The sequence below is a fragment of the Streptomyces thioluteus genome (genome assembly GCF_039535865.1).
This window is the reverse complement of sequence record NZ_BAAAXZ010000105.1, coordinates 1-23,755: the sequence shown is the minus strand read 5'-3', so window position 1 is coordinate 23,755 and position 23,755 is coordinate 1. Positions and strand designations below refer to the sequence as shown.

The window sequence follows — 23,755 nt, the reverse complement described above, 5'->3', positions numbered from 1 at the left end:
GGGGAGTGGGGCCAGCGGTGGGTGTCCGCGGAGAACGTCATCCGCGCCTCCGGCAGTGCCTTTGAGGACGCTATACACGTACGGGCTGAGCCTGCGGTCGGGGTCGCGCGCGCCGAGTGAGCGGAGCGGGTTAATGTATATCCGAGCGCGTTTTATGTCTGAATTGCGCAGGGTCCCTTTCGGGCTTTAAGCGTTCGCAACGTATGAAGGGGTTTCGTGCGCAAGTCCCTAAAAAATACGCCTCCTGGTCGCCCGTCGCGCGGCGGCTGCTGGGTGCTGCTCGCCGGTTGCGCCGGGCGCGCATGCGGCAGGACGTCGGTGTCTCCGAAGATCGCGCGCCCACTGCGCGTGAGATGAGGGTGAGGGGTCCGAGGGTTGATACGGTGGAAGATAACTCCCCGTCCAGCGATGCTCCGGCTGGCCTCAATGCTCAATAGGTCGGACGCGGACGCGGCTCGGACTCGACGAGGACATGATCGGGGAGTGGAGCGGGCGTGAGAGGGGCTGGGACGTGGGCGAGGAGGTAACTGTTTGGCTGTGCGGTCTCCCGGCCGGCTGACCCGACCGAAGAAGGACTCCTGTCCAGAAAGAGCCTCAGGCGCAGCCAGTGAGACGCGAGAGCGGGCAAGTCACCGGGGGGTCTGTGGGGAGGTGGGTACAGAGAAGTAGTGCAGGGAGCGTTGGATGGGCGAGACAGCTCGGCGACCTGCTTCGACGGCCCGGGCGCCAGTGTCGTGTGGGGAACACGGGTGGGCGGGTTTCCGCAAGGCACGGGACGGACATGATACGGGTCACACGCTTCCAGGTGGAGCGGCGAGGCGCTGGTATGGCGCTATGGCCCATCGCTGACAGTCGTGGACTTCGTCGACGACGCGCTGCGCAGCGTGCGCGGCTCGCGCCCCCTCGTCCTGGGACTCCGGCGGCGGTTCCGCGCCCACGGGCGCCCTGATCACCGCGGGCGCGGTGGTGGTCCTCGGCGGCGCGGGCGTGTACGCGGTCTCCCGGCGCAGCCGCCACCGCCGCGAGGCGGGAGCAGCGGGCGGCGCTGGAGCGGCTGCGGGTGGTGGTCGACGAGGACATCACGGCCTTCGGTGAGGAGCTGGACCGCCTGGACTTCCACCCGGCGGAACCGGGCGCCGACGACGCGATGCGGGCCGACTACGAGCGCGCCCTGGACGCCTACGAGCAGGGCCAAGACGTACATGACCGACGCCCGCAAACCCGAGGACGTGCGTGCCGTCACCCAGGCGGTGGAGGACGGCCGCTTCTCGCTCGCTCAGCTCGCCGCCCGCCGGTGAGGGCAGGCCGCTGCCCGAACGCCGTCCGCCCTGCTTCTTCGACCCGCGCCACGGCCCGTCGGTCGCCGACGCGACCTGGACCCCCGCCGGGCGGCACCACCCGCCGGGTCCCGGTCTGCGCCGCCGACCAGGCCCGCTGTCCGACGGGCGGGACCCGATGATGCCGCGAGGTGGAGACAGGGCCGACCCCTAGGGACGGTGGGCCCGGGACGGCGGGCGACGGCTACTGCGGGCGGCTATGGCGGCGGCATCCTGCCCGGCCTGCTGGTCGCACCATGCTCGGCGGCATGATGGCGGGCCCCGCCTACGGAGCCGGTTACGGCACCGGTACGGAGACTTCGGCGGACTAGAGGGCGGCGACGTCTCGGGCGGCGACTTCGACCCCGGTGACTTCGGGGGCGGCTTCGGCGGGCGGTGACTTCGGCGGTGGCGGCGGCTTCGGCGGCGGAGGGGACTTCGGCGGCGGCTTCTGAGGCGCCCGCGACGGGCCTCAGCGCCTGTCCGCGTCGGCCTGTCGGTCGACCCGGCCGCCGTCGGCCTGTTCGTCGGCTTGTCCGCCGTCGGCCCTCCGGCCGCCGGACGGTCCGCGCCGGACCGCACGGGCCGCTCCCGGCGCGCGCCGCCCCCGCGCCGGACGACGACCACGGCCGCGAGGCCGACCGCCAGGCGAGGGCGGTCTGGACGCCGAACGGCTCACCGAACATGAGGGCCCCCCCACACGGCCGTGACCGGGGCCATGAGGAACATGAGGGTGTTGACCTCGGTGATGCCGGACCGGCGCAGGATCAGCCAGTACAGGCCGTAGCCGCCGAAGGTCGGCAGGACCACCAGCCAGGCGGTCGCCAGCCAGAACGAGGAACCGGCCGGCGGTGCCGCCGCCCCGAGGCCCAGGGCCAGTCCGGAGAAGAGGACGGCGCTGGTCGCGCAGTGGATCGTCAGGGCGACGCGGGGCGCGACCGGCACCCTTGTGCGGCCCTCCAGGAAGTGGCCGCCACCAGCGACAGCATGCCGAGGAACGGGACGAGATACGCCCACCAGGCCACCTCCGCGCCCGCCGCCCCGGCGTCGGCGACCGTCACGGTGGCCACGCCGGACAGCCCCAGCCACAGTCCGAGCCACTGCCCGCGCGAGACGTACTGGCGCAGCAGGGGACCGGCGAGCGCGCCGGCGACGAGTGGCTGGACGCCGTCGATGAGGGCGGTGGTGCCGCTGGAGACTCCCAGTTCGATGGCGTAGTAGACGCTGAGCAGATAGCCGCTCTGCGACAGGGCGCCGATGGCGATCTGCCGGCCGGCGTCCCGCGGTGTCAGGCCCCGCCAGGCGGCCCGGGAGACGGCCGCCGCGGCGACCAGGGCCACGGCGAGAGGCAGGAAGCGCCACATCAGGAGGGTGGGTGTGGCCGCGGTCTGAGCACCGAGCTTGGCGCCGATGAAGCCGGAGCTCCAGCACAGAACGAAGGCGGCCGAGAGCAGGACGTTCACGTCGACCCCATCCAGAGTAGACAGATCGGTTTTACTCGTCTAGGGTGCCCACTATACAGACCGGTATACTTGTCGGCATGGGTGCAGAGGTCATGGGTCCGCAGGAGAAGCCGCGCCGGGTACGGATGACGCCCGGCGCGCGGCGGGTGCTGGCAGCCGCCGAGCGGCTGTTCTACGAGCACGGCATCCACGCCGTCGGCGTGGGACACCATCGCCGCCGAGGCGGGGGTGACCAAGAAGACGCTGTACGACCGCTTCGGTTCGAAGGAGCAGATCGTCGTCGAGTACCTGGCCGGACGCGACGAGCGCTGGCGGGAACTGCTCGCCGGCCGGCTGGCGCGGCGGGGGAGGGACCCGCCGCCCGGGTGGTGGCCGTCTTCGAGGCGTCGCGCGCGTGGTCGGAGCTGTACGGGGCCAAGGGGTGCAGCATGATCAACGCACACGCGGAGATCAGTGATCCGGGCCATCCGGCGTACCCGGTCATCACCGGGCAGAAGCGGTGGATGCTCGACCTGTTCACCGGCCTGGCCCGGGACATCGACGCGGCCGGCGCCGACCGGCTGGCGCGGACGCTCGTGCTGCTGCACGAGGGGGCGCTGGTCTCTCACGGGGTGGGCGTCCTGCCCGACCCCTTCGGTGCCGCCCTCGACCAGGTGCGGGAGCTGCTGGACGGGTGAGCCGGGCGGCGGGCAGGCGTGGCGGCGCTACGGCGAACGCATGCCGCCACCCGTCGCACTCCTCGTCATCGACGGTCGCGGGACGTCAGGCCTGCCTGATCGCCGAGATGTCGAAGTTCAGCTTGATCTTGTCGGAGACCAGTACACCGCCGTCTCCAGCGCCGCGTTCCAGGTGAGCCCCCACTCCGAGCGCTTGATCTCCGCCTTGCCCTCGAAGCCGACGCGCTCCGTTGCCGAACGGGTCCTTGGCGGCGCCGTTGAACTCCAGGTCGATGGTGAGCGGCTTGGTCGTGCCGAGGATCGACAGGTCACCGGTGATGCGGTAGTCGTCGCCGCCCAGGGACTCCGCCTTGGTGGAGCGGGAAGGTCATCGTCGGGTACTCGCCCGTGTTGAAGAAGTCCGAGCTCTTCAGGTGCCCGTCACGGTCGGGGGAGCCCGTGTCGATGCTGTCCATCGTGATGTCCAGCGGACGCCGTGGAGCGGGACGGGTCGGCGCCGTCCAGGTGCAGCGTTTGCCCTGGATGAGGTGCAAGATACGTGCAAGTTGGGGGTGGGGGGGGGGGGGGGGAGGGGTTGGGGAACTTGCCCTTGACGGGTTGGTCGACCATTGTGCGCTGGCGCGCATGAAGAAGGGCCCTATCGGTCGTGGTCGAGCGGGGGGAGTTCGACCGGGGGAGAGGGGTGTGAATGACTACGCTGATCGCGTCTCATCAGTACGTGCCGTACTGAGGTCGGGGGGTGCATTAGGTATGGTGTCGCTCCAGGAACGCCTATGTGATCGGTGAATACATCTGTTCATTCATGTCGCTAACGTCGCGCGCTAAGCCTAATTACCAGCAAAAAGAACAAATGCGATAATCCTTCCGACTTACGGTGCCGTGCGGGCGGCGGCAGGTTCGGCGGTCTTAAACCCCCGTCTCAGACGTTAGGATAGACGTGCGTCAATAGGCATCCCAAACAGCCGAAGTCGCGGGGCAAAAAGGTGCAGGGTGCGCGCCGAGCGCCCCACCAGGTCCCACTTATCGCAGCCTCTCTTTCCCTGCGCTCTGCGGCGCTGCGCGCGCCGCCGCCGCCGTCACCACCCCCGTGTGTCCGCCACCACCCTTTTTGGGCCGTGCGTCCCCCTCCCAGCCCGCCCGACCTTGTCCTACTCCTACACTAAATGCTCCCCCTACCCCGTACTCTTCTCTGTTCAAACTCACCGTCATCGGCACGCGGCCTACGGACTCCCAAGGCAGGCCGAGCCTTTAACGCCTCCGGCCTCGCCGAGAGCCTCGGGCGGGCCTTCGATTGGCACCGCGCCACCATTGGGCCCCCACCCTGGCCCACTCCTCCTCTAGTGGCCGTGGCCACCCCATTCAGACCGCCGAAAGCGCCGGCGATCCCACACCCCCTTCGACCTACGAGCTGTCTCCTATCGAGGGAACCGCGTTTAGAGGCCCGATTCGGGCGTAACAGAGCGCGTAGCATTCCCGGAGGGCACCGGCGCCCACCGGCCGACCCCTCCCTCCCTCGGCGACCAGTCTGGCATCGGTTTCCCCCCCTGTTTGGCCAAAGAACTTTGAGCAACTTCTCTCGGCCACCGCTAGCCACCCGCGCATCAAAAAACAAGGGAAATTACAATACGTCTGACAGGTGGTGTGATCACCGCAGATCGGACCGGACGCCCTGTCCTCCGGCTCAAGGGGGGCCGGCCTACTGTCGGGGTCTTTGCTTTCTATCTCCCTCTCTTTCTCTATTCCCTCTCTCTCCCTTTACACTCCCTTTCCTCTTTTCCTTTCCTCCCCCCTCTTCCCTTCTCCACTCTTATTCCCTTCTCTTCTCCTCCTTCTTCCTTTTTTCTCCTTCTCCCCCCTTTCTTTTTTCCCCTTCCATCTCTTCTCTCTCTCTCTTTCCACTCTTCCTCCTTCTCCCCCTTCTTTCTTTCTCCCCCATCCCTTCCTTTCTCCTTTCTTTTTTCCTCTCCTTCTTTCCTTCCTTCTTTTCTCCTCTCTTTCTCTCTTTTCCTTTTCCTTCCCCCCTCTTCTCTCTCTTTCTTCTCCTCCTCTCTCCCCCCTTTTTCTCCTTTCCTTCACTCTCCTCTTCTTCCTTCCTTTCCTTTCCTTTCCCTTTCCTTCTTTCTCTTTCTCACTTCCTCCTCTTCTCCTTTTTTCTTTCCTCCCCCCTCTTTTCTCTCTACTCTTCTTTTCCCCTTCTCTTCTCCTCTTTCTCCCTCCTTCCCTCCTCTCCTTTCTTTTTCCCTTCCCTTTCTTCTTTTTCTCCCTCTTCTTTTTCTTTTTTCTCCTCTCTCCTTCCTTCCCCTCTTTCTCCTTCTCCCCTCTTTCCCTTCTCTCCCCCTCCCTTCTCTCCCCTTCTTTCCTCCTCCTTTTCTCCCCTTTTCCCTTCCTCTTCTCTTTTTCCCCTTCCTCTCCCCCTTTCTCTTCTTTCTCCCCTCTCTTCCTCTTTTCCTCCCTTCCCTCTCTTCTCCCTTCCCCTCTCTCCTTCTCCCTTTTCCTTTCCCCCCCTTCCCCTTCCCTTCCTCCTCTTTCCTCTTCCTCCCCTTTCTTTTCCTCTCCTTTCTTTCCTTCTCTCTCCTCCTCCTCTCTCTCTCTTCTTTCTCCTCCCTCCTTTCTCCCTTTCTTTCTCTCCCCTTCCTCCTCCCCCCCTTCCCCTCTCCCTTTTCCCCCCCTTTCCCCTCCTCCTCTTCTTTTTTCCCCCCTTCTTCCTCCCTCTCCCCTTCTTCCCTCCTCTCCTCTTCTTTCCTCCCCCTTCTCTTTCCTCCCTCTCCCCTCTTTTCTTCCCCCCCCTCTTCTCTTTCCCTCCTTTTTCCCTCTCCTTTTCCCCTCCCTCCCTCCTTCCCCCTCCTCTTCTTCCCTTCTCCCTTTCCCTCTCCTCTCTCCTCTCCCCCTTCCTTCCTTTCTCTTCCCTTCTCTCCCTCCCTTCTCTTCTCTTTCCCCCCTCCTTCTCTTCCTTTCTTCCCCCTTTTTTTCTTCCTTCTCCTCTTTCTTCTCCTTCCCCCCTCCTTCCTTTTTTCCTTTCCCTCCCTTCTCCCTTTCCCTTCTTCCCCTTTCTCTCCTCCCTCCCTTCTCCCTCCCCCTCTTTCTCTTTCCTTCCTCCTTTCTATTCTTCTTTTTCTCTTCCCCTCCCCCCCTCCTTTTTTCCTCTTTTTCTCCCTTCTCTTCTCTCCCTCCCTTCTCTTTTCCTCCTTCTTTTCTCTTTTTCCCCTCCCTTCCCTTTTCTTTCTTCCTCCCCCCTTTTCTCTCCCTTTCCCTTCCCTTTCTTCTCCTTTCCCTCTCCCTCCCCTTTCTTTCTTCCTTTTTCTCCTTCCTCCCTTTTCCTCTTCCTTCTCCCTTTTCCTTCTCCTTTCTTTCTTCCCCCCTCCCCTCTTTTTTTCCTTTCTTCTCCCCCCCTTCCCCCTTTTCTCCCTTTTTCTTCCCCCTTTCCCTCCCCTTTCCTTTCCCCTTTTCTTCTTTTCTCTTTTCCCTTTTCCTCCCTTCTTCCCTTCTCTCCTTTCCCCTCCCCTTTTTCCTTTTCCTCTCCTCCTCCCCTCCCCCCTCCTCCCTCCCCTTTCTCCTTCCCTCTCCTTTCCCCTTCCTCTCCCCCTCTCCCCTCGTCATCGAACAGCCAGAAGTCGTTGCCCGGCAGCGCGATGTCGGATGCCCGGCGCCGAGGAAGCCAGCGGATTTGTTCCCCGGCATCGACGTTGAGCTGTGCCCCTTCGTGCTCGAACCGGATGTAGTCACTCACCGGTTCGGACACGATCCGGGCCCGGCGCATGACCACACCCCGGCCCACGGTGCGCTCGACAAGGTCCAGCCACTCACGCCGCCGCCCCCAGCGGTCGTACCGACTCCTGCTGTCGCCTGCCTTCCACGCCTCGAAGTCGCCGTTCTCCTCGGCGACCCCACAGGCGTCACGCATCTCCAGGTGCACCGCTGAGTGCTCTGCCGAGTTGATCAACTCATCGAAGTCGACCGCGTTCAGCGACATCACAAGCCTCCCTGATGGCGGGGAACATGCGGAACGGGATCCTCACCACCGCCTCGGTCTCCGGGATCGGGCCCGTATCCCGGCACTTGGCCAGGGTCTCCTCCGTGGGCTTCCATCCCTGGAAGAGGATCTCCTCGGCCTCGTCTTCCACCCATGCTGCCGGGCAGTCCCTGCCGTCGGTGGCGGGATCTTTCGCGATGAACCGTAGCGTCACGTTGACCTCCCGCGTCGAGCCCGTTGCGGCCGGTTGCAAGACCATGGACTTCCTCGCAGCGGCGGTCAAGAGGGCACGACTGAAGGGCGATGCGCCCTGCTTCAGGACTGGTGTTCGTAGGCACTAAACCACCCATGCAACGCGTACAGTTGGCTGTACGCTCAGCGACACAAAGCGGCCCCCACGTGTCTGCCAGGACACCGCAGGGGCCTACACCACCGAGGTCTGCATAGGGAGACCCTGGGATGCTGCGCCATGTTATCGCGCCCGAGGGCCGATTCACTCAAGTTCCGAACGACATCATCCGTCACCCACGGCTCTCCTCCGACGCCGTGCGCCTGCTGCTCTTCCTGCTCTCCCTCCCCGACACCGAACGCCTCTCGTTCTCCGAGGCCGCCGCCCGCGCCGGGATCAAGAACGCCGCCTTCCAGCGCGCCAAGTCCCAACTCAAGGCGGAGGGTTACGCACACGAGTGGCGCAGCCAGGGCCCCGACGGGCGGTGGATGACCACGCAGCTGGTCGCCAACCAGCCGCTCACCGCGGAGGAGGCGCGGGCGATCCGGGACGGGGATGTGCAACCGACTGCCGTGAAACCGGCCGTCGGTGGACCGACCCCCCGGCCCGTCGGTCATCACCCCAAGACAAACACGGTGAAGAACACTTCCCCACCTCCCGTGCCGCCAACTCCGCGCCAACTGATCCCGGACGACCTCGTCGAACACGCCGCCCTCGTCCTCGCCTCCGTCTCCCACACCGAACGCAAACTCCGCCTCACCGGACGCGAGCTCAAAGAACTCGCCCCACTCGCAGCCGACTGGCTCCTGCGCGGAGCCACCGGACGCGACCTCCGCGAAGAGCTCCGCAACGGCCTCCCCGAACCCGTCCACCACGCCGCAGCCCTCATCCGCGACCGACTGACACGCAAACTCCCCGAGCCACCACCCATCCGCCCGACGACCCCACCGCAACCCCGCGTCGCCCAGATGCGCGAGTGCGAAGGCGACCACACGCAAGCACTCCTGTTCCGGCCGTTGGGCGATGAAACGCTGTGCCTGGAGTGCCGCGTCGAACGGGCAGAGAAGGGGGCGGCGGCTGCTCAGTCCGCTACGCCTGCCCTCTTCGCGACGTCCTCCGCGAGGCTGCGGAACTCCTTGTAACAGACCTGCACATACTTCTGCATACTTCCCAATGCCCCATCCGCGGCCTTGAGGTCAAACATGGGCTTCCGCGCGTCCTGGGCCAACAGCCTCAGGCTGTGATAGCTCCGGAGCGTCGCGATGCAGTGGCGATCCTCCCCGGGCACGGGCGGCGGCTCGTCGAGCACGGACCGGGCGTACACCTCGGGAATGTGCTCCAACCAGCGCTTATACGCGTCGGCGGGTCTGTCGAGGCGTGTCTCCGGTCGCGTAATGACGTACCCGAGAGGCTCCATCGCACCGGAGGGCGCGGAGATGTCGTGGGGAACACCGGGCAGGATGTCCTGTTGCCAGCCACGCCGCCAATGCCGCAGTGTCAGGCCCAGATTACCGAGACTTTTGAGCGAGAACAGGTCCGCTCCGAGCTGCAGGAGCACCTTGTCGGCGCCGAGCAGTGCGGCACGGTTGATGGCCCCCAGGTTGGGTCCGACGTCGATGAGGACGAGGTCGGCCTCCACCGATGGTAAGAGAGAGCGGTCCTGCCGGTACCTCCCTTGTTGTTGAACAGCGCGATCGAGGTCATGCGGCCCTCCGGATGGTCACGGCCCAGGACGCGTCGTCGACCTGGAACTCAGGGGGCGGGTTTCCGTTGCGTTCCAAAGCCGCACGCACACGACCGATGCCTCGTCCGAATCGGTTGACGTAGCCAAGCCCCTTGAGCGCAGCGGCCAGTGAAGGATTGCAGTAGTCGGTGACCCGGTCGAAGTTGTCGTCCCGCACCTGCCCGTAGGGCCCGCCCGGATTCGTCACCTCGATGCGGTCCTGGAACCAGACGATTCTGGTGGGCGCATACGAGGTCTCGTAGTTGCGGTGCATCATGGCGTTCATGCACAGCTCTCGCAGCGCCTCGATCGGATAGTCGGGGAGCGGCGTCTCCCGGAAGCCGTCTCCGACGACACGGGTCCGCAGGTTGCTGTGCAGGAGCGGTTCGAGCCGTGCCGCGGTTCCGGTCAGGTTCTGCCTCAGTTCCTGCTCGTCCGCGATCGGGGCAACGGGCGTAGTCAGATGCAGTGAGGACAACTGCTGTTCCAGCGGTCGGCCGTTCTCCTCGATCACCTCGGGGTCGACCATGGACGGCAGATACGACTGCCGGAAGAGGTCGAGGTCGAGATCCGCGAGAGCGGCACGCGGAACGGCACGCGTGTCGAAAGGACCGTCCTTCGCCCGCCTGCGTTCGGACAGGACCCGCTCGTCCTCGCGGCTCGCCCGGCGCGTGGTCGGCCCCGGACGAACCCATGCCACGCCGTCGAAACGCACGGGCGGAACAGCTGACGCCTCGACTCGGATGTGCACCACCGGCTTCCCCCTGAACCGGGCGACCCGCACCGTGAACGACGGCCGGTCAAGGATGCGGCCGTCGTCACGCAGGTCGGTGAGGGCCAGAAGCGCGCGATCGCTGACGTCGACTCCGTCAACCGGATCCCCGCGGTCGTCCACGCCGATGAGGATGTCCCCTCCACCCCGCCACCAAGGTCGTTGGCCATCGCGCACACCGCGTTGCCGATGGCGTCCCCGCGTCTGCCCTCGCGCTTCGCGGAGCTCTTGAACTCCAGCGTCGTGGTCTCGCGGGTGCCAAGGACGTCTGCCAGATCGTGCTCGCTCACAGTGCGCATTGTCGCAGTCCGGCGCCTGCGGGACACCGCAGACCGCGACCGGGGACGGCGGTCCGTCGCCACTCCCGGCATCACAGGGAAAGGGCACGGCCCCGCCCCGGCGTTCGTACGCCGGTGACGGGGCCGTGCCCGGAAGCGAAGGGCTCAGAGGAGGCCGAGGGCGCGGACCGCCTCGCGCTCCTCCGCGAGCTCCTTGACGGAGGCGTCGATGCGGGCGCGGGAGAAGTCGTTGATCTCCAGGCCCTGGACGATCTCGTACGCGCCGTTCTTGACGGTGACCGGGAAGGACGAGATGAGGCCCTCGGGGACGCCGTAGGAGCCGTCCGAGGGGATGCCCATGGAGGTCCAGTCGCCGTCGGCGGTGCCGTTGACCCAGGTGTGGACGTGGTCGATGGCGGCGTTGGCGGCGGAGGCGGCCGAGGAGGCGCCGCGGGCCTCGATGATGGCGGCGCCGCGCTTGGCGACGGTCGGGATGAACTCGTCGGCCAGCCAGGCCTCGTCGTTCAGGACCTCGGCGGCGTTCTTGCCGGCGACCTCGGCGTGGAAGACGTCCGGGTACTGGGTGGCGGAGTGGTTGCCCCAGATCGTCAGGCGGCGGATCTCGGAGACGGCGACGCCGGTCTTCTTCGCGAGCTGCGAGATCGCGCGGTTGTGGTCGAGGCGGGTCATCGCGGTGAAGCGCTCGGCCGGGACGTCCGGCGCGGCGGCCTGGGCGATCAGGGCGTTCGTGTTGGCCGGGTTGCCGACGACGAGGACCTTGATGTCGTCCGCGGCGTGGGCGTTGATGGCCTGGCCCTGCGGCTTGAAGATGCCGCCGTTGGCCTCGAGCAGGTCGCCGCGCTCCATGCCCTTGGTGCGGGGGCGGGCGCCGACGAGCAGCGCGACGTTGGCGCCGTCGAAGGCGACGTTCGGGTCGTCGGTGATCTCGATGCCGCGCAGCAGCGGGAACGCGCAGTCGTCGAGCTCCATGGCCGTGCCCTCGGCGGCCTTGAGCCCCTGCGGGATCTCCAGGAGTCGCAGCTTGACCGGCACGTCGGCGCCGAGGAGGTGACCGGAGGCGATGCGGAAGAGCAGCGCGTAGCCGATCTGACCGGCCGCGCCGGTGACGGTGACATTGACGGGAGTGCGGGTCATGGCGATCTCCTGCTGCGAACTGGCGGTGGGTGTCCCTGCCCATGTTGTCCGGACCTCTCTCGGTATCAAGAGATCCGGGCGTCAGGCTATCCGACGCCGCCCACCCCGCGGCACCGAACCCGTGTGGGACGCCTCACCTGGGGCTATGGCGCTCCCACGGGGGTCCGCGGGACGGTGCAGCCCTGCTCTCCGGAACTCAGCACGGCACACGCCGTGGCCTCGCCGGGAGCGGAGACGGCGACCATGGTGCTGTGGCCGTCCGTGCCGCGCTCTATGCGGCCGGCCCCGCTGCGCCGGGCGGCGCTGACGCGCAGGGTGTCGCCCGGGGCGCCCTGGGTCATCCGCGCCCAGGCCGCCTTGCAGGCGTCGCTGTAGCGGACCTCCAGATAGGACGTGCCGACGGTGGCCGAGCCGGCCGTCGTCGCGTGCTGCCCGCCGCAGCCCATGATTTCCGGGTCCTTGCCGGTGCAGTCGCCGCCCGTGCACCTGACCCCGGCGGGCAGGGCGGCCGCCGGGCTGCCCGCCGAGGGGGCGGCGACCAGCGGCACGGGGGCCTTCGCGCCGCCCGGCCCGCTGCCGAGCAACAGCACGGCGGACACGGCGATCAGCAGGGTGCCGAGGACGCCGGCGGTGAACAGCAGGACGGTGTGGCGGCGCCGGGGCGGCCGACGGGCGGGTCTCTCCTTCGAGTTCGAGTTGGGGTTCGGGTCCGGCATCGGGATCGCCTTCGCCCGGACGTCGACGTCCCCGTCGGTCCGCGCGGGCGCGGGCGGCGGCGGGGCCGGGGACGGGGGCGACGGCGGGGGCGCGGCCTCGACGAGGCCCTCCGCCCCGAGCGCGACCGCGGCCCGCCCCTCCAGCCGCGTGGGCTCCGGCGGCGCGGCCGCGACGCCCAGCGCCGCCTTCGCCTCGGCGACCCGGACGGCCTCCATCGTCACGTCGTGCCGCAGCTCCGACCGGCTCCAGGCGCGCTCGGCCAGCTCCCAGAGCGTGCCCAGGTGCCCCACGTCCGTGCCCGTCGCCTCGGCGAGCGCCTCGGCGGCGCCGCGCGGCGGCAGCAGCCGGCCGTTGAGATAGCGCTCCCACGACGTCTTGCTGTAGCCGGTGCGGTCCGCGACCGCACCGATCCCCAGTCCGCTGCGCTCCACGATCCTGCGCAGCTGTTCGGCGAACTCCCGCACCTGCGGATCGAGTTCTTCCGGCAACGCTCTCCAGCGAGGCATGGCCCCTCCCCCATCGTCCCCCTGCGTACCGGTGTTACCCAGGGGATGCGCCGAATCTGCGTACCGGTTCCCGACCGGCGGGCGCATCGGGGCGTTCGGGGTTGATCAATACCCCCGGGCGCACGCCCCTGCGGCGGTCGGTCAACCGTCCGCGCCGGGTGGCGACCCCGCGCCGGGCGGCGGCCGCGTACCGGCGGAACGGCCTCGGTACGGTCGGGACGGCCTTGGTACGGGACCGTGACGCCGGGTGTGACCTCGTAGCGGAATTGTCTGCTCCGCGTCACAAGACCCGTCCCGACCTTGATCGACGGGACGGCCGGTCACGATCCTCTTCGGGGAGCGGCGGCCTGTCCCCCCACGGGGGTGGAGGACAGGCCACCGCTCCTTCCCTCTCTCCGCCCGGGCGGGGCGAAGCACTCCGGCCCGTCGGCGTCGGCGGCCGCGTAGAAGCACACCCGCGCCGCGTCCGGCCGCCCGGTCGCCGTCATCGCCGTCGAGAGGTACACCTCCGTGTCCCGTCGGCTCGCGGCCCGCACCCGCTTGGGGTCGGCGCCCGGCAGCGACAGCTCGACCCGGTCGCCGATCCGCAGATGGCTGGCCTTCGCCCAGACCGCCCCGCACTTCTCGGCGTACCGGATGGCGATCTCCTGCCCGCCGGCCAGCCTGCGCCGCTGGAGGGTCACCGCCATGCCCTGCGCCCCGCACCCCATCTCCTGGGGATCCGCGCCCTCGCAGTCGGGCCCCGTGCACCCCGGTGCCCACGACTGCGGGTACGAGGCGGTGGCCGCGAGGGAGCCGGGCCCTCCCCCGGGCCCTGCCCCGCCGGGCGCGTCCCGCCCCGCCACGAGGAACAGCAGCACCGCGGCGACGGCCGCGACGACGGCGGTGCCGGACACGACGTACGCCCGCACCGGCCGGCCCGCGCTCCTCCCCGGGGCGGCGACGGGAGCCACCGGCTCCGGCGCGGCCCGGCCGCTCCACCGCTGCTCGGCCAGCTCCCACAACGCCACCGGCCGGCCCGCCGGTTCGCCCACCAGCCCGCAGAGCGCCTCGACCGCCTGCCGGGGAGGCAGCTTCTTGCCGTTGAGATAGCGCTCCCACGACGACTTGCTGTACGGCGTGCGCCCGGCGAGCGCGGCCAGGCTCAGCCCCGTGCGCTCCCGCAGCGCGCGCAGCTCCGCGGCGAGCGCCGCGCACTCCGCCGGCAGCGGGCGGTCGCCGTTCACCGCCGCAGCTCCGCCCAGGTGTCGGGCCCGACGATGCCGTCCACGACCAGGTGCCGGTCCTTCTGGAAGCGCTCCCCCGCGGCCTTGGAGCGCGGGCCGTACGAGCCGTCGGTCAGCCCCGGGTCGTAGCCGTGGTGCTTCAGGAGGCACTGCGCCTCCAGGACCTCCCACCCCGAACTCTTGAGGTCCATGAGGACGGTGCGGGTCGCGCTGTAACCGGCGCGGAGCTCCCCGCCCTCGCGCCGCACCTCGCAGGGGCGGGAGCGGCCCTGGACGAAGACGAACGGGCTCGGCGCGGTCCCGCCCGGCGTGCCGTTCCCGTCGTCGTCCTGCCAGGGCCGCGCGATCAGCAGCCCCCGCGGCCAGGGCGACGACCAGCACCGTGACCGTCCCGACGGCCAACAGGGCCCGCGGGACCGCCCGCCGGGCCCCCTCCGGCGCGGCCCCCTCCGGAGCGGCCCCCTCCGGAGCGGACGCTTCCGCCACGGACCAGGCCGTGGCGGCGAGTTCGTGCAGCACCAGCAGCCGGACCGGGTCCGCGGCACAGACCCGCGCCAACTCCTCGACGGCGCCCCGCGGCGGCAGCTGGCGGCCGCCCAGGTAACGCTCCCACGAGGAGCGGCTGTACGAGGTCTTGGCCGCCAGCGCGGCCAGACTCAGCCCGCTGCGGTCCTTCAACCGCCTTAGCTGCACGACGAGTTGGACAACCTGCTCGTCGAGCGAGGACGGTAGTTCCTTCCAACGCCGCATGTTCCACCCCATACGCGCCTTGTCCCCCGAGGCCGCCGGCCCCTTCTGCCGCACATCATGTGCGACGCGCGGGCGGCGAACCCCGTACGTGCGGCGGCGGCCGAGAGTTTCGGCCACGGGCGCCGCGGCCCACCCTGTCCCACGACGGCCGCACCGCGCCCGCCGTCCTCGCAGGTCACCGCGTGGGACATCCCGGGATGACCCAAGTGGGCGCGGGCCATTGCCAGTTGGGGATGTGGCGCATCACAGTCCGTGCTGTGGGCCGGGCGGCGCGGTCCACCCCGCGCCGCCCTCGGGGGAAGCCCCTGGGGGGAAAGACCGCGGCCCGCCCTCCCGCGGGGGAGAGGGCGGGCCGCGAGCCGCTGTTCGCGGCCCGCTAGCTGACCGTGAAGTGGAGCACGTCGTCCAGGAACGGGATCTTCAGCCAGGCGTGCGGCTGGGCCATCAGCGCCAGCAGCAGGATCGCCAGCCCCAGCCCGCCGTAGGTGAACATGTCGGTGAACCGGGAGCGCACGGCCAGCATGCCGACGGAGGGCAGCATCCAGCGCAGCACGGCGCCGCCGATCAGCGCGATGCCGATCAGCATCGTCCCGATCCGGAACCCGTCCAGCGCGACGATCAGCAGCCCCAGGCCCGTCAGGCCCAGCACCGCGAGCAGCGGCCACTGCCGCGCGGGGGCCGGGGCGCCCCCGGGCGCGGCCCGCCCGCCGCCCTCGGGGCGGGCGGTGTCACGGGTGAACTGGGGGAAGCGCCGGGAAGTACGCGGCTTCTTCGCGGCGCCGCGCGGGCCCTCGGCCGCGCCCTGCGGTTCGGCGGCGCCGCCGGGCGCGGGCGCCGTGCCGCCCGCGTTGCCCGAGGTGCCCGCGTTGCCCGCGTTGCCCGCGTTGCCCGCGTTGCCCGAGGCGTCCCGGACCGTACCGTCCGCCTCGCCGGCGCCACCCGTTGCACCCGTACCGTCCGCGGCGCCCTGCGGCGTACCGCTCGGGCCCGGGCCGCCCGCGCCGCGGGGCGTCGCGCCGGACCGGCCGGGCCGGTCGGACTCAGACCGCATCGGCGGCGCGCTCCGCGGCCTGCTGCTCCGCCGCCCCGACCACGTTCACCAGCAGCATCGCGCGGGTCATCGGACCCACGCCGCCCGGGTTCGGGGAGATCCACGCGGCGACCTCGGCGACCGCCGGGTCCACATCGCCCATGATCTTGCCCTCGCCGTCGCGGCTGACGCCGACGTCCAGCACGGCGGCGCCCGGCTTGACGTCCTCGGGCTTGATCAGGTGGCCGACGCCCGCCGCGGCGACGATGATGTCGGCCTTGCGCAGCTGCGCGGAGAGGTCACGGGTGCCCGTGTGGCAGAGGGTGACCGTGGCATTCTCGGAACGGCGGGTCAGCAGCAGGCCGATCGAACGGCCGACGGTGATGCCCCGGCCGACGACGACCACATGGGCGCCGTTGATCTCCACCTTGTGACGGCGCAGCAGCTCGATGATCCCGTTCGGGGTGCAGGGCAGCGGGCCGGGCTCGTTGAGGACGAGGCGGCCCAGGCTCATCGGGTGCAGGCCGTCGGCGTCCTTGGCCGGGTCCATCAGCTCCAGCACCCGGTTGGTGTCGATGCCCTTGGGGAGCGGGAGTTGGACGATGTATCCGGTGCAGTCGGGGTTGTCGTTGAGCTCGCGGACGACCGCCTCGATCTCCTCCTGGGTGGCGGTGGCCGGCAGCTCGCGCTGGATGGAGCCGATGCCGACCTGGGCGCAGTCCCGGTGCTTGCCCGCGACGTACCACTTGCTGCCGGGGTCGTCGCCGACGAGGAGGGTGCCCAGGCCCGGGGTGATGCCCTTGGCCTTCAGCGCTTCCACGCGGGTGGTGAGTTCGGACTTGATCGCGGCCGCGGTGGCCTTGCCATCGAGAATCTGGGCGGTCATGGCTCCATCTTCCTGGATCCGGCGGCGTGCCTTCCGTTCGGGAGGGTCCGCCGCCCTGTGTTCGCTCGGTCTGCGTGATCACGCTCACGGCGCGATCACGGTCGCGCGGCACTTGAACAACGCAGAGGGTATCGGCTGGACAAAAGTCAATACCGCTACCACGATGAATTGCAGTGCCGCGGGCGGTGACGGGGGGCGAGCCGCTCAGCATGGTCCCTCCGGGATGTCCGCGTCCGTCCCCGCACGACCGATCACGGAGGAACGTCCCGACCATGAGCTTCGGCGACCAGAACAACCCGTACGGCCAGCCGCCGCAGGCCGGCCCCGGCTACGGCTACCCGCAGCAGGGCGGTCAGCCCTACGGCGCGTACCCGCAGCAGGGCGGCTACAACGCGATGCCGCCCGTGCCGGCCGAGATGCCGGGGCTGACGAAGGCCGCGCGCGTCTTCATGTGGATCATCGCGGTGGCGCACATCGGCATAGCCGCCGTCTACGGCGTGGCGATGGCCGCCTTCGACGACGCCGTCAAGAAGAACGACAGCGACCAGGACCTGGAGAAGTTCGCCGACTTCGGCAAGGGCGTCATCGCCTTCTTCGTCGTCCTCGCCGCCGTCTTCGCGGTCGTCGGCATCATCCTGGCGCTGCGCTACGCCTCGGGCGGCAACGGCGTCCGGGTCGGCTCGATCGTCTACGCGTCCTTCGGCATCGTCAGCGGCATCTTCAACATCGGCGCGTGGGGCCTCGGTCTGGTCGTCTTCATCCTGGCGATCCTGACCATCGTCTTCTGCGCCAAGCGCGCGTCCGCCGAGTGGTTCCAGCGGCCGCGCTACTGAGCGCCCGCCCGCCCCGGCCCGGAGGCCGCATCCCCATCGGGGGTGCGGCCTCCGGCCGTTCAAGGACGGATCAGTGGAAGAAGTGGCGCGTACCCGTGAAGTACATCGTCACCCCGGCCGCCTTCGCGGCCTCCACCACCTGCTCGTCGCGGACCGAACCGCCGGGCTGCACCACGGCCTTGACGCCCGCCGCGGTCAGCACCTCCAGTCCGTCCGGGAACGGGAAGAACGCGTCGGAGGCGGCGTACGCGCCGCGCGCCCGCTCCTCCCCCGCCCGCTGGACGGCCAGCTTCGCGGAGTCGACACGGTTGACCTGGCCCATGCCGACGCCGACCGTGGCGCCGTCCTTGGCGAGCAGGATCGCGTTGGACTTCACCGCGCGGCACGCCTTCCAGGCGAAGGCCAGCTCGGCGAGCTCGTCCGCGGACAGCGCGTCGCCCGTGGCCAGCGTCCAGTTGGCCGCGTCGTCGCCCGCGGCCTGGAGACGGTCCTTGGCCTGGATCAGGACACCGCCCTCGACGGCCCGGGACTCGCCGTGCGCCGCGGGCGCCTCGGCGCAGCGCAGCACGCGGATGTTCTTCTTGCGGGCCAGCACCTCGACGGCGCCGTCCTCGTAGGCCGGGGCGACGACGACCTCGGTGAAGATCTCGGCGACCTGCTCGGCCAGCGCCACGGACACCGGGCGGTTGACGGCGATCACGCCGCCGAAGGCGGACAGCGGGTCACAGGCGTGCGCCTTGCGGTGCGCCTCGGCGACGTCCGAACCGACGGCGATGCCGCACGGGTTGGCGTGCTTGATGATCGCGACGCAGGGGCCGGCGTGGTCGTACGCGGCGCGGCGGGCGGCGTCGGTGTCCACGTAGTTGTTGTACGACATCTCCTTGCCGTGCAACTGCTCGGCGTAGGCGAGGCCCTGGCCCGTGCCGTCGGTGAAGAGGGCGGCGGGCTGGTGGGGGTTCTCGCCGTAGCGCAGGACCTGCTTGCGCTCGTAGGAGACGCCGATGAAGTCCGGCCAGGGACCCTCGTCGGCCCCGTAGCCCTCCGCGAACCAGTTCGCGACGGCCACGTCGTACGCGGCCGTGTGCTGGAACGCCTGGGCCGCCAGCCGCTTGCGGGCGGCCAGTCCGAAGCCGCCGTCGGCGACGGCCTTCAGCACCTCGCCGTACGCGGCGGGGCTGACGACCACGGCGACCGACGGGTGGTTCTTGGCGGCGGCGCGGACCATCGAAGGGCCGCCGATGTCGATCTGCTCGACGCACTCGTCGGGCGAGGCGCCCGAGGCGACGGTCTCGCGGAACGGGTAGAGGTTGACGACCACCAGCTCGAAGGGGCGCACGCCCAGTTCGTCGAGCTGCTCGCGGTGGGCGTCGATCCGCTGGTCGGCCAGAATCCCGGCGTGCACGCGCGGGTGCAGGGTCTTGACCCGCCCGTCCAGGCACTCGGGGAAGCCGGTGAGCTCCTCGACCGGGGTGACCGGCACCCCGGCGGCCGCGATCCGGGCGGCCGTCGAGCCGGTGGAGACGAGCTCGACGCCCGCCCCGTGCAGCCCGCGGGCCAGCTCCTCCAGCCCCGTCTTGTCGTAGACGCTGATGAGCGCCCGGCGGATGGGCCGCTTCGTACCTTCGGCGGTCACGAGATCCGTACCTTTCGTCCCTCAATGCGGTAGCCGTGCCGGGCCAGACGCCCCACGACCTCGACGAGCAGCGTGCGCTCGACTTCCTTGATCCGCTCGTGCAGAGCGGCCCCACCGTCTTCGGCATCCTCGTCCCGGACCTCGACCACGCCCTGGGCGATGATCGGGCCGGTGTCGACGCCCTCGTCGACGAAGTGGACGGTGCACCCGGTGACCCGCACGCCGTACGCGAGGGCGTCGCGCACACCGTGGGCACCGGGAAAACTGGGCAGCAGGGCGGGGTGCGTATTGACCGTCCGCCCGCCGAACCGTGCGAGGAAGCGCTCCCCCAGGATCTTCATGAAGCCCGCGGAGACGACCAGATCCGGCTCGTACGCGGCGGTCGCCTCCGTCAGGGCCGCGTCCCACTCCTCGCGCGAGGCGAAGTCCCGCACGCGGCGGACGAAGACGGGCAGCCCGGCGCGCTCCGCGCGCTCCAGCCCGGCGATCCCCTCGCGATCGGCGCCGACGGCCACGACACGGGCCCCGTAGCCGTCCGGGTCGGCGGCGATCGCGTCCAGCAGGGCCTGGAGGTTCGTCCCCGATCCGGAGACGAGCGCGACGATGCGGGCGGGACGGGCGGGGACGGCCACGACGGGGCCCTTTCTGACTCGCGGGGTGCTGGCACGCGGAGCGCGGTTTGTAGGGTCGTACGAGAAACCGGGCACGCCGGATACGGGGGACCCTACGAAGCCGCCGACCGCCAGCAACGATACCGGCACACCCGACGGCCCCCGCGGGACGGGTGCACGCGCGGAAGGTAGCGTCTGGGCCGGGGCACCCCCGGGCCCTCCGCACGGGCGGACGCGTCGGGGACCGGCCCCGGAAACCGGTCGCGCGGCCGTAGGCTCGAAGGACGCGACGACGCGACACAGACCGATCAGGGGAAGACACACTCCACATGCCGGACCGACGCCGCCCCGCGGTTCACCGCCCCCCGCTGCCCGCCGCGTCCGCCGGCGGCCCCCGGCCGGTGACGGCGGGCCCCTCCGCGACCGGCCTCGCGCGGTCCTCGGACCGGGACCAGCGGGACAACCCGTTCGCCCCGCCGCCGGAGGGCCGGCCCGACGAGCCCTGGCGGCCGCGCGCACCCCGCGACCAGGGCGGCGAGGACGGCTCCGGCGGCGGGGACGGCGGCCAGCAGCCGCCCGCCCCGCCCGCGTGGGGCAGCCAGTGGAGCAGCCGCCAGCCCGGCCGCCACGACGGCGGCTTCGGCGGCCCGCCCGGCGGCGGCCAGGACCCCTCGAACGGCCCCGGCGCGGGCGGCCCGCGCTGGGACCCCTCCGACCCGGCCCAGCGCCGCGCGCGCTACGCCGTGCTCGCGGGCCTGTGGGGGTTCTTCTTCGCCCTGTTCAGCCTGCCGGAGGTGGCCCTGCTGCTCGGCGCCCTGTCGGTCTACTGGGGCGTCAGCGCGCTGCGTGCCAAGGCCGCCCGGCGCACCGGCGATCCCGGTGCGCCCGCACCGCAGCCGGGCGGCTTCCGGCCGCAGACGACGGCGGCGGTCAGCGGCCTGGTGATGGGCGGACTGGCCCTGCTGATCGTGGTCTCCACCTACGGCTTCCAGCTGGTCTACCGGGACTACTACACCTGCGTGGACGACGCCCTGACCCAGCAGTCCCGCCAGGCCTGCGAGACCCATCTGCCCAAGCAGCTCCGGCCGCTGCTGGGCGCGGAGGACTGAGGGGCGGCGCTCCTCGGGGCGGGCGCTCACCGGTCCTCTCACCGGTCCTCGAAGAGGCGCCCCGGGTCGTGGGGTTCGAAGTCCGTCATGAGACCACCCCCCGAGTCCTTGAGGGCGGCCCAGCGGGCCTGACGGACCCCGGTGTCGTGCCAGTCGGGAGCGTCCACGCCGCCGAAGGCCGGGTCCGGCACCGGGGCCATCGGCGCCTTGCGGGCCTTCCGGGCCTGTCTGGCCTCGCGCCGGGCGGTGCGCGCCTCCTCGCGCCGGGCCGCGCGGTCCGCCGCCCGGGCGGCCCGCGAACCGCGGCGCCGGTGCCGGCGCGGCGGTTCCGCCTTGCCGTCGGCGCCCAGCACGGTGCCGTTCACCGGGAGCAGGGGCAGGCTCTCCGGCGCGTACTCCGGCCCGTACTCGGGCAGGTCCGGAAGGCCGTCCTCGTCCGCCGCCGGTTCCGCGCCGTGCGGCCGCTGCGCGGGGACGACCTCGGTGCCCCGGTCCCCGCCCACCGCGAAGCCCAGCCAGCCGGCCGTCGCCCGCCACCAGCGGGGGGCCTGCCGGGGACGGGCCCGCCGACGCCGTTCGGGCAGGTCCAGCCCCAGGGCGAAGCCGGTCCGCCGCCACCAGGACCTGCGCCTCTCCGGCGCCTCGGCCAGCCGGGCCTTGCGGAAGTGACGGACGATCAGCGCGCCCGGCACCCCGACCGACGCCGTCCACACCAGGCAGGCGAGGCCCGTGAAGCGGCTGGGCGGACCGAAGCGGGCCAGGGTGGCGTTGCCCAGCGGGCCGCCCGCCGCGGCGGCGAGGACGGTGAGCAGCACGGCCGAGGCGACCGCGGCCAGGAAGGCGATGGCCATGGCCTCGCGCCGGCCCACGGTCGCGGGACGGCGCGGCACGGCCGCCGAGGCGACCGCCACCCCTGCCCCGGCCACCACCGCGGCACACACGGCCAGCCCCAGCGGACCGGCCTCCCCGGGGTCGGGCAGCGCCGCGAGCAGCGGGAAGCGGGGCAGCAGGGGCAGGGGCCGCCCCTGGGCGCCCAGCACGGGCAGCGCCACCGGGGCGAGGACGCCGCCGGCGCCGGCCACGAAGCCCGCCCCGAGCCCGTACGCCGCCGTCCACACCACCGCGTTGGGCAGCAGCGCCACGCTCAGCAGCAGCACGGCGGTCCGCCCCGACCAGCCCGCGGCCAGCTGGGACACGGCCTCCTGGGCGGCACCCCCGCCCCGCGCCAGCGCCACGGCGAGCAGCAGCGCCGCGCCACCGAGCAGGACGCCCGTACCGGCCGCGGTGGCCCGGGCGACCGCCAGGACGTGGGGGTAGGTGAACCACGCGCGCACCCGCCGCGGGACGAACCGCAGCACCCGCCGGACGCGCGGCGGCGGCGTCCAGGGAGGACAGCCCGATGCCATCCACACTCCGGCGGCCGCGGGGACGGCGGCGACGAGCGGCAGGTGCAGCAGGGCGCTCAGCGGGTCGACGCGCACCGGGCCGGAGGAGGCGTAGAGCACGGCTGCGAGGCTCACCAGCAGGTATCCGCCGAGGAGGGCGGTGAAGGCGGTGCGCGGCGGGAGCGGGGGCCGCGGCGGCCCGTCGGGGAGGCGTGGCGGGGGGCCCGTCGGCCTCCAGGTCCTCGGGCACCTCGCCGTCCGGTCCGTTCTCCTCGGCGTACTCGTCGCAGTCGGGGGCCGGGGCCTGGCGGGCGGCGCGGTGCACCAGCACGCAGGGGACCACGGTGAACAGCAGCGGCGTCAGGCCCACCGGGGCGGGGGTGCCGGAGAGGGTCTCGGTGCGCACCAGCTCGGCGCCGTGCGCGAGCAGCCAGAGGCCGGTGGCGATGTGCAGCGCCCCGGCGGGGCCGCTGTCGGGGTAGGGCGACACGATCCACAGCGCCAGGACGAGGGTGGCGAACGCGCCCAGTCCCAGGCCGGCGGCGAGCGCGCCGCCGAAGAACGCCCGGCCCGTGCCCGGCGTCCCGCGTGCCGCGAAGCGGAGGTACGAGGGCAACGAGGGACCGCTGTGGGCATATTGGGTCACAAGGGCCATGCTGCCAACAACGCGCCTTTCGGGCGGGTAGCGACAAATGACCGTCGTGTCGTGTTCAGAGTGGCAATCGGGTGGTGTACGCGGCGGGCCGCGGGAACGGCGAAGGGCCCGCACCCCGTGGGGTGCGGGCCCTTCCCGCCCGGCGGGACCGCCCGTACGGCGGCACCCGTCAGGCGTTCGCTCAGGCGCTCAGCGCGGCGCGGGCGAGGCGGGCGGTCTCGGACGGGGTCTTGCCGACCTTCACGCCCGCGGCCTCCAGGGCCTCCTTCTTGGCCTGCGCGGTGCCGGACGAACCGGACACGATCGCACCGGCGTGGCCCATCGTCTTGCCCTCGGGCGCGGTGAAACCGGCCACGTAGCCGACGACCGGCTTGGTGACGTTGGCCTTGATGAAGTCCGCGGCCCGCTCCTCGGCGTCGCCGCCGATCTCACCGATCATCACGATGAGGTCGGTGTCGGGGTCGGCCTCGAAGGCGGCCAGGGCGTCGATGTGCGTGGTGCCGATGACCGGGTCGCCGCCGATGCCGACGCAGGACGAGAAGCCGATGTCCCGCAGCTCGTACATCATCTGGTAGGTCAGCGTGCCGGACTTCGAGACCAGGCCGATGCGGCCGGGCTTGGTGATGTCGCCCGGGATGATGCCGGCGTTGGACTGGCCCGGGGTGATCAGACCGGGGCAGTTGGGGCCGATGATGCGGGTCTTGTTGCCCTTGGCCTTGGCGTACGCCCAGAAGGCGGCCGAGTCGTGGACGGCGATGCCCTCGGTGATGACGACGGCCAGGCCGATGCCCGCGTCGATCGCCTCGACGACCGCGGCCTTGGCGAAGGCCG

General features: G+C 70.7%; 19 protein-coding genes and 6 pseudogenes. 5 read left to right on the top strand and 20 right to left on the bottom strand.

Annotation, left to right across the window (positions count from 1 at the left end):
• Positions 1-854: 854 nt before the first annotated feature.
• A pseudogene (locus ABD794_RS13790) lies at positions 855-1,771 on the top strand (hypothetical protein); the annotation flags it as partial.
• A 31-nt stretch (positions 1,772-1,802) separates the two neighbouring features.
• Here the strand turns inward: ABD794_RS13790 and ABD794_RS13785 are convergent.
• Positions 1,803-2,779 (bottom strand): annotated as a pseudogene (locus ABD794_RS13785) (DMT family transporter); the annotation flags it as partial.
• A gap of 77 nt (positions 2,780-2,856) precedes the next feature.
• On the opposite strand from ABD794_RS13785, the pseudogene ABD794_RS13780 reads away from it, so the two are divergent.
• Positions 2,857-3,456 (top strand): annotated as a pseudogene (locus ABD794_RS13780) (TetR/AcrR family transcriptional regulator).
• 85 nt (positions 3,457-3,541) lie between these two features.
• On the opposite strand, the gene ABD794_RS13775 reads toward ABD794_RS13780, so the two are convergent.
• From ABD794_RS13775 to ABD794_RS13755, 5 genes and pseudogenes are all read right to left on the bottom strand, one after another.
• Entirely contained in the window at positions 3,542-3,757 is a 216-nt protein-coding gene (locus ABD794_RS13775; RefSeq protein ID WP_344963466.1) for a YceI family protein, read from the bottom strand.
• 7 nt (positions 3,758-3,764) lie between these two features.
• Positions 3,765-3,911, bottom strand: a complete 147-nt coding sequence (locus ABD794_RS13770) for a YceI family protein (RefSeq protein ID WP_344963458.1) — start codon at positions 3,909-3,911, stop codon at positions 3,765-3,767.
• A 1,300-nt stretch (positions 3,912-5,211) separates the two neighbouring features.
• On the bottom strand, positions 5,212-7,053 hold the full coding sequence (locus tag ABD794_RS13765; protein WP_344963456.1) for a hypothetical protein: 1,842 nt from the start codon (positions 7,051-7,053) through the stop codon (positions 5,212-5,214).
• A 52-nt stretch (positions 7,054-7,105) separates the two neighbouring features.
• Positions 7,106-7,357: pseudogene (locus tag ABD794_RS13760) on the bottom strand (DUF6879 family protein); the annotation flags it as partial.
• 40 nt (positions 7,358-7,397) lie between these two features.
• Positions 7,398-7,640, bottom strand: a complete 243-nt coding sequence (locus ABD794_RS13755) for a hypothetical protein (protein WP_344963464.1) — start codon at positions 7,638-7,640, stop codon at positions 7,398-7,400.
• 245 nt (positions 7,641-7,885) lie between these two features.
• Between ABD794_RS13755 and ABD794_RS13750 the strand changes: the two genes are divergently transcribed.
• Positions 7,886-8,797 carry a hypothetical protein gene (locus ABD794_RS13750; RefSeq protein WP_344963454.1) on the top strand — a complete coding sequence of 304 codons (912 nt, stop codon included), beginning with the start codon at positions 7,886-7,888 and terminating at the stop codon, positions 8,795-8,797.
• Here ABD794_RS13750 and ABD794_RS13745 read toward each other — a convergent pair.
• The 9 genes and pseudogenes from ABD794_RS13745 to ABD794_RS13705 form a co-directional block, all read right to left on the bottom strand.
• The gene (locus ABD794_RS13745) at positions 8,737-9,294 is read right to left on the bottom strand and encodes a ParA family protein (RefSeq protein WP_344963452.1); all 558 of its coding nucleotides are present in this window, start codon (positions 9,292-9,294) and stop codon (positions 8,737-8,739) included. The two genes, ABD794_RS13750 and ABD794_RS13745, sit on opposite strands and share 61 nt — an antisense overlap.
• Positions 9,295-9,355: 61 nt before the next feature.
• Positions 9,356-10,273, bottom strand: a complete 918-nt coding sequence (locus ABD794_RS13740) for an ATP-binding protein (RefSeq protein WP_344963450.1) — start codon at positions 10,271-10,273, stop codon at positions 9,356-9,358.
• 320 nt (positions 10,274-10,593) lie between these two features.
• Positions 10,594-11,583 (bottom strand): malate dehydrogenase, encoded by a 990-nt coding sequence (locus tag ABD794_RS13735; protein ID WP_344963448.1) that lies wholly within the window; start codon positions 11,581-11,583, stop codon positions 10,594-10,596.
• 143 nt (positions 11,584-11,726) lie between these two features.
• Positions 11,727-12,806: a helix-turn-helix domain-containing protein gene (locus tag ABD794_RS13730; protein ID WP_344963447.1), complete on the bottom strand. Its 1,080-nt coding sequence runs from the start codon at positions 12,804-12,806 to the stop codon at positions 11,727-11,729.
• Positions 12,807-13,126: 320 nt separating this feature from the next.
• Positions 13,127-14,032, bottom strand: coding sequence for a helix-turn-helix domain-containing protein (locus tag ABD794_RS13725; RefSeq protein ID WP_344963462.1), 906 nt, complete (start codon positions 14,030-14,032; stop codon positions 13,127-13,129).
• A complete protein-coding gene (locus ABD794_RS13720; RefSeq protein WP_344963460.1) occupies positions 14,029-14,280 on the bottom strand; it encodes a peptidoglycan-binding domain-containing protein in 252 nt (83 codons plus the stop codon). The genes ABD794_RS13725 and ABD794_RS13720 overlap by 4 nt, the downstream gene beginning before the upstream one ends.
• 337 nt (positions 14,281-14,617) lie before the next feature.
• A pseudogene (locus ABD794_RS13715) lies at positions 14,618-14,782 on the bottom strand (helix-turn-helix domain-containing protein); the annotation flags it as partial.
• A gap of 376 nt (positions 14,783-15,158) precedes the next feature.
• The gene (locus ABD794_RS13710; protein ID WP_344963446.1) at positions 15,159-15,833 is read right to left on the bottom strand and encodes a DUF3017 domain-containing protein; all 675 of its coding nucleotides are present in this window, start codon (positions 15,831-15,833) and stop codon (positions 15,159-15,161) included.
• Positions 15,823-16,698, bottom strand: a complete 876-nt coding sequence (locus ABD794_RS13705) for a bifunctional methylenetetrahydrofolate dehydrogenase/methenyltetrahydrofolate cyclohydrolase (protein ID WP_344963444.1) — start codon at positions 16,696-16,698, stop codon at positions 15,823-15,825. Before ABD794_RS13705 ends, ABD794_RS13710 begins: the two co-directional genes overlap by 11 nt.
• 272 nt (positions 16,699-16,970) lie before the next feature.
• On the opposite strand from ABD794_RS13705, the gene ABD794_RS13700 reads away from it, so the two are divergent.
• Positions 16,971-17,531, top strand: coding sequence for a hypothetical protein (locus tag ABD794_RS13700; protein WP_344963442.1), 561 nt, complete (start codon positions 16,971-16,973; stop codon positions 17,529-17,531).
• 70 nt (positions 17,532-17,601) lie between these two features.
• Here the strand turns inward: ABD794_RS13700 and purH are convergent, their stop codons facing one another.
• Positions 17,602-19,164, bottom strand: coding sequence for a bifunctional phosphoribosylaminoimidazolecarboxamide formyltransferase/IMP cyclohydrolase (purH, locus tag ABD794_RS13695; RefSeq protein WP_344963440.1), 1,563 nt, complete (start codon positions 19,162-19,164; stop codon positions 17,602-17,604).
• Positions 19,161-19,796: a phosphoribosylglycinamide formyltransferase gene (purN, locus tag ABD794_RS13690; protein ID WP_344963438.1), complete on the bottom strand. Its 636-nt coding sequence runs from the start codon at positions 19,794-19,796 to the stop codon at positions 19,161-19,163. The genes purH and purN overlap by 4 nt, the downstream gene beginning before the upstream one ends.
• A 308-nt stretch (positions 19,797-20,104) precedes the next feature.
• Here purN and ABD794_RS13685 point away from each other — a divergent pair, with 308 nt between their 5' ends.
• On the top strand, positions 20,105-20,884 hold the full coding sequence (locus ABD794_RS13685; RefSeq protein WP_344963436.1) for a hypothetical protein: 780 nt from the start codon (positions 20,105-20,107) through the stop codon (positions 20,882-20,884).
• Positions 20,885-20,922: 38 nt separating this feature from the next.
• Here ABD794_RS13685 and ABD794_RS13680 read toward each other — a convergent pair whose 3' ends face one another.
• From ABD794_RS13680 to sucD, 3 genes and pseudogenes are all read right to left on the bottom strand, one after another.
• On the bottom strand, positions 20,923-22,404 hold the full coding sequence (locus ABD794_RS13680) for a cell division protein PerM (RefSeq protein ID WP_425586017.1): 1,482 nt from the start codon (positions 22,402-22,404) through the stop codon (positions 20,923-20,925).
• A gap of 214 nt (positions 22,405-22,618) precedes the next feature.
• Positions 22,619-22,924 (bottom strand): annotated as a pseudogene (locus ABD794_RS19340) (cell division protein PerM); the annotation flags it as partial.
• A gap of 181 nt (positions 22,925-23,105) precedes the next feature.
• Positions 23,106-23,755: succinate--CoA ligase subunit alpha (sucD, locus tag ABD794_RS13675; RefSeq protein ID WP_344963434.1), on the bottom strand; the 650-nt coding region annotated here is incomplete at its 5' end.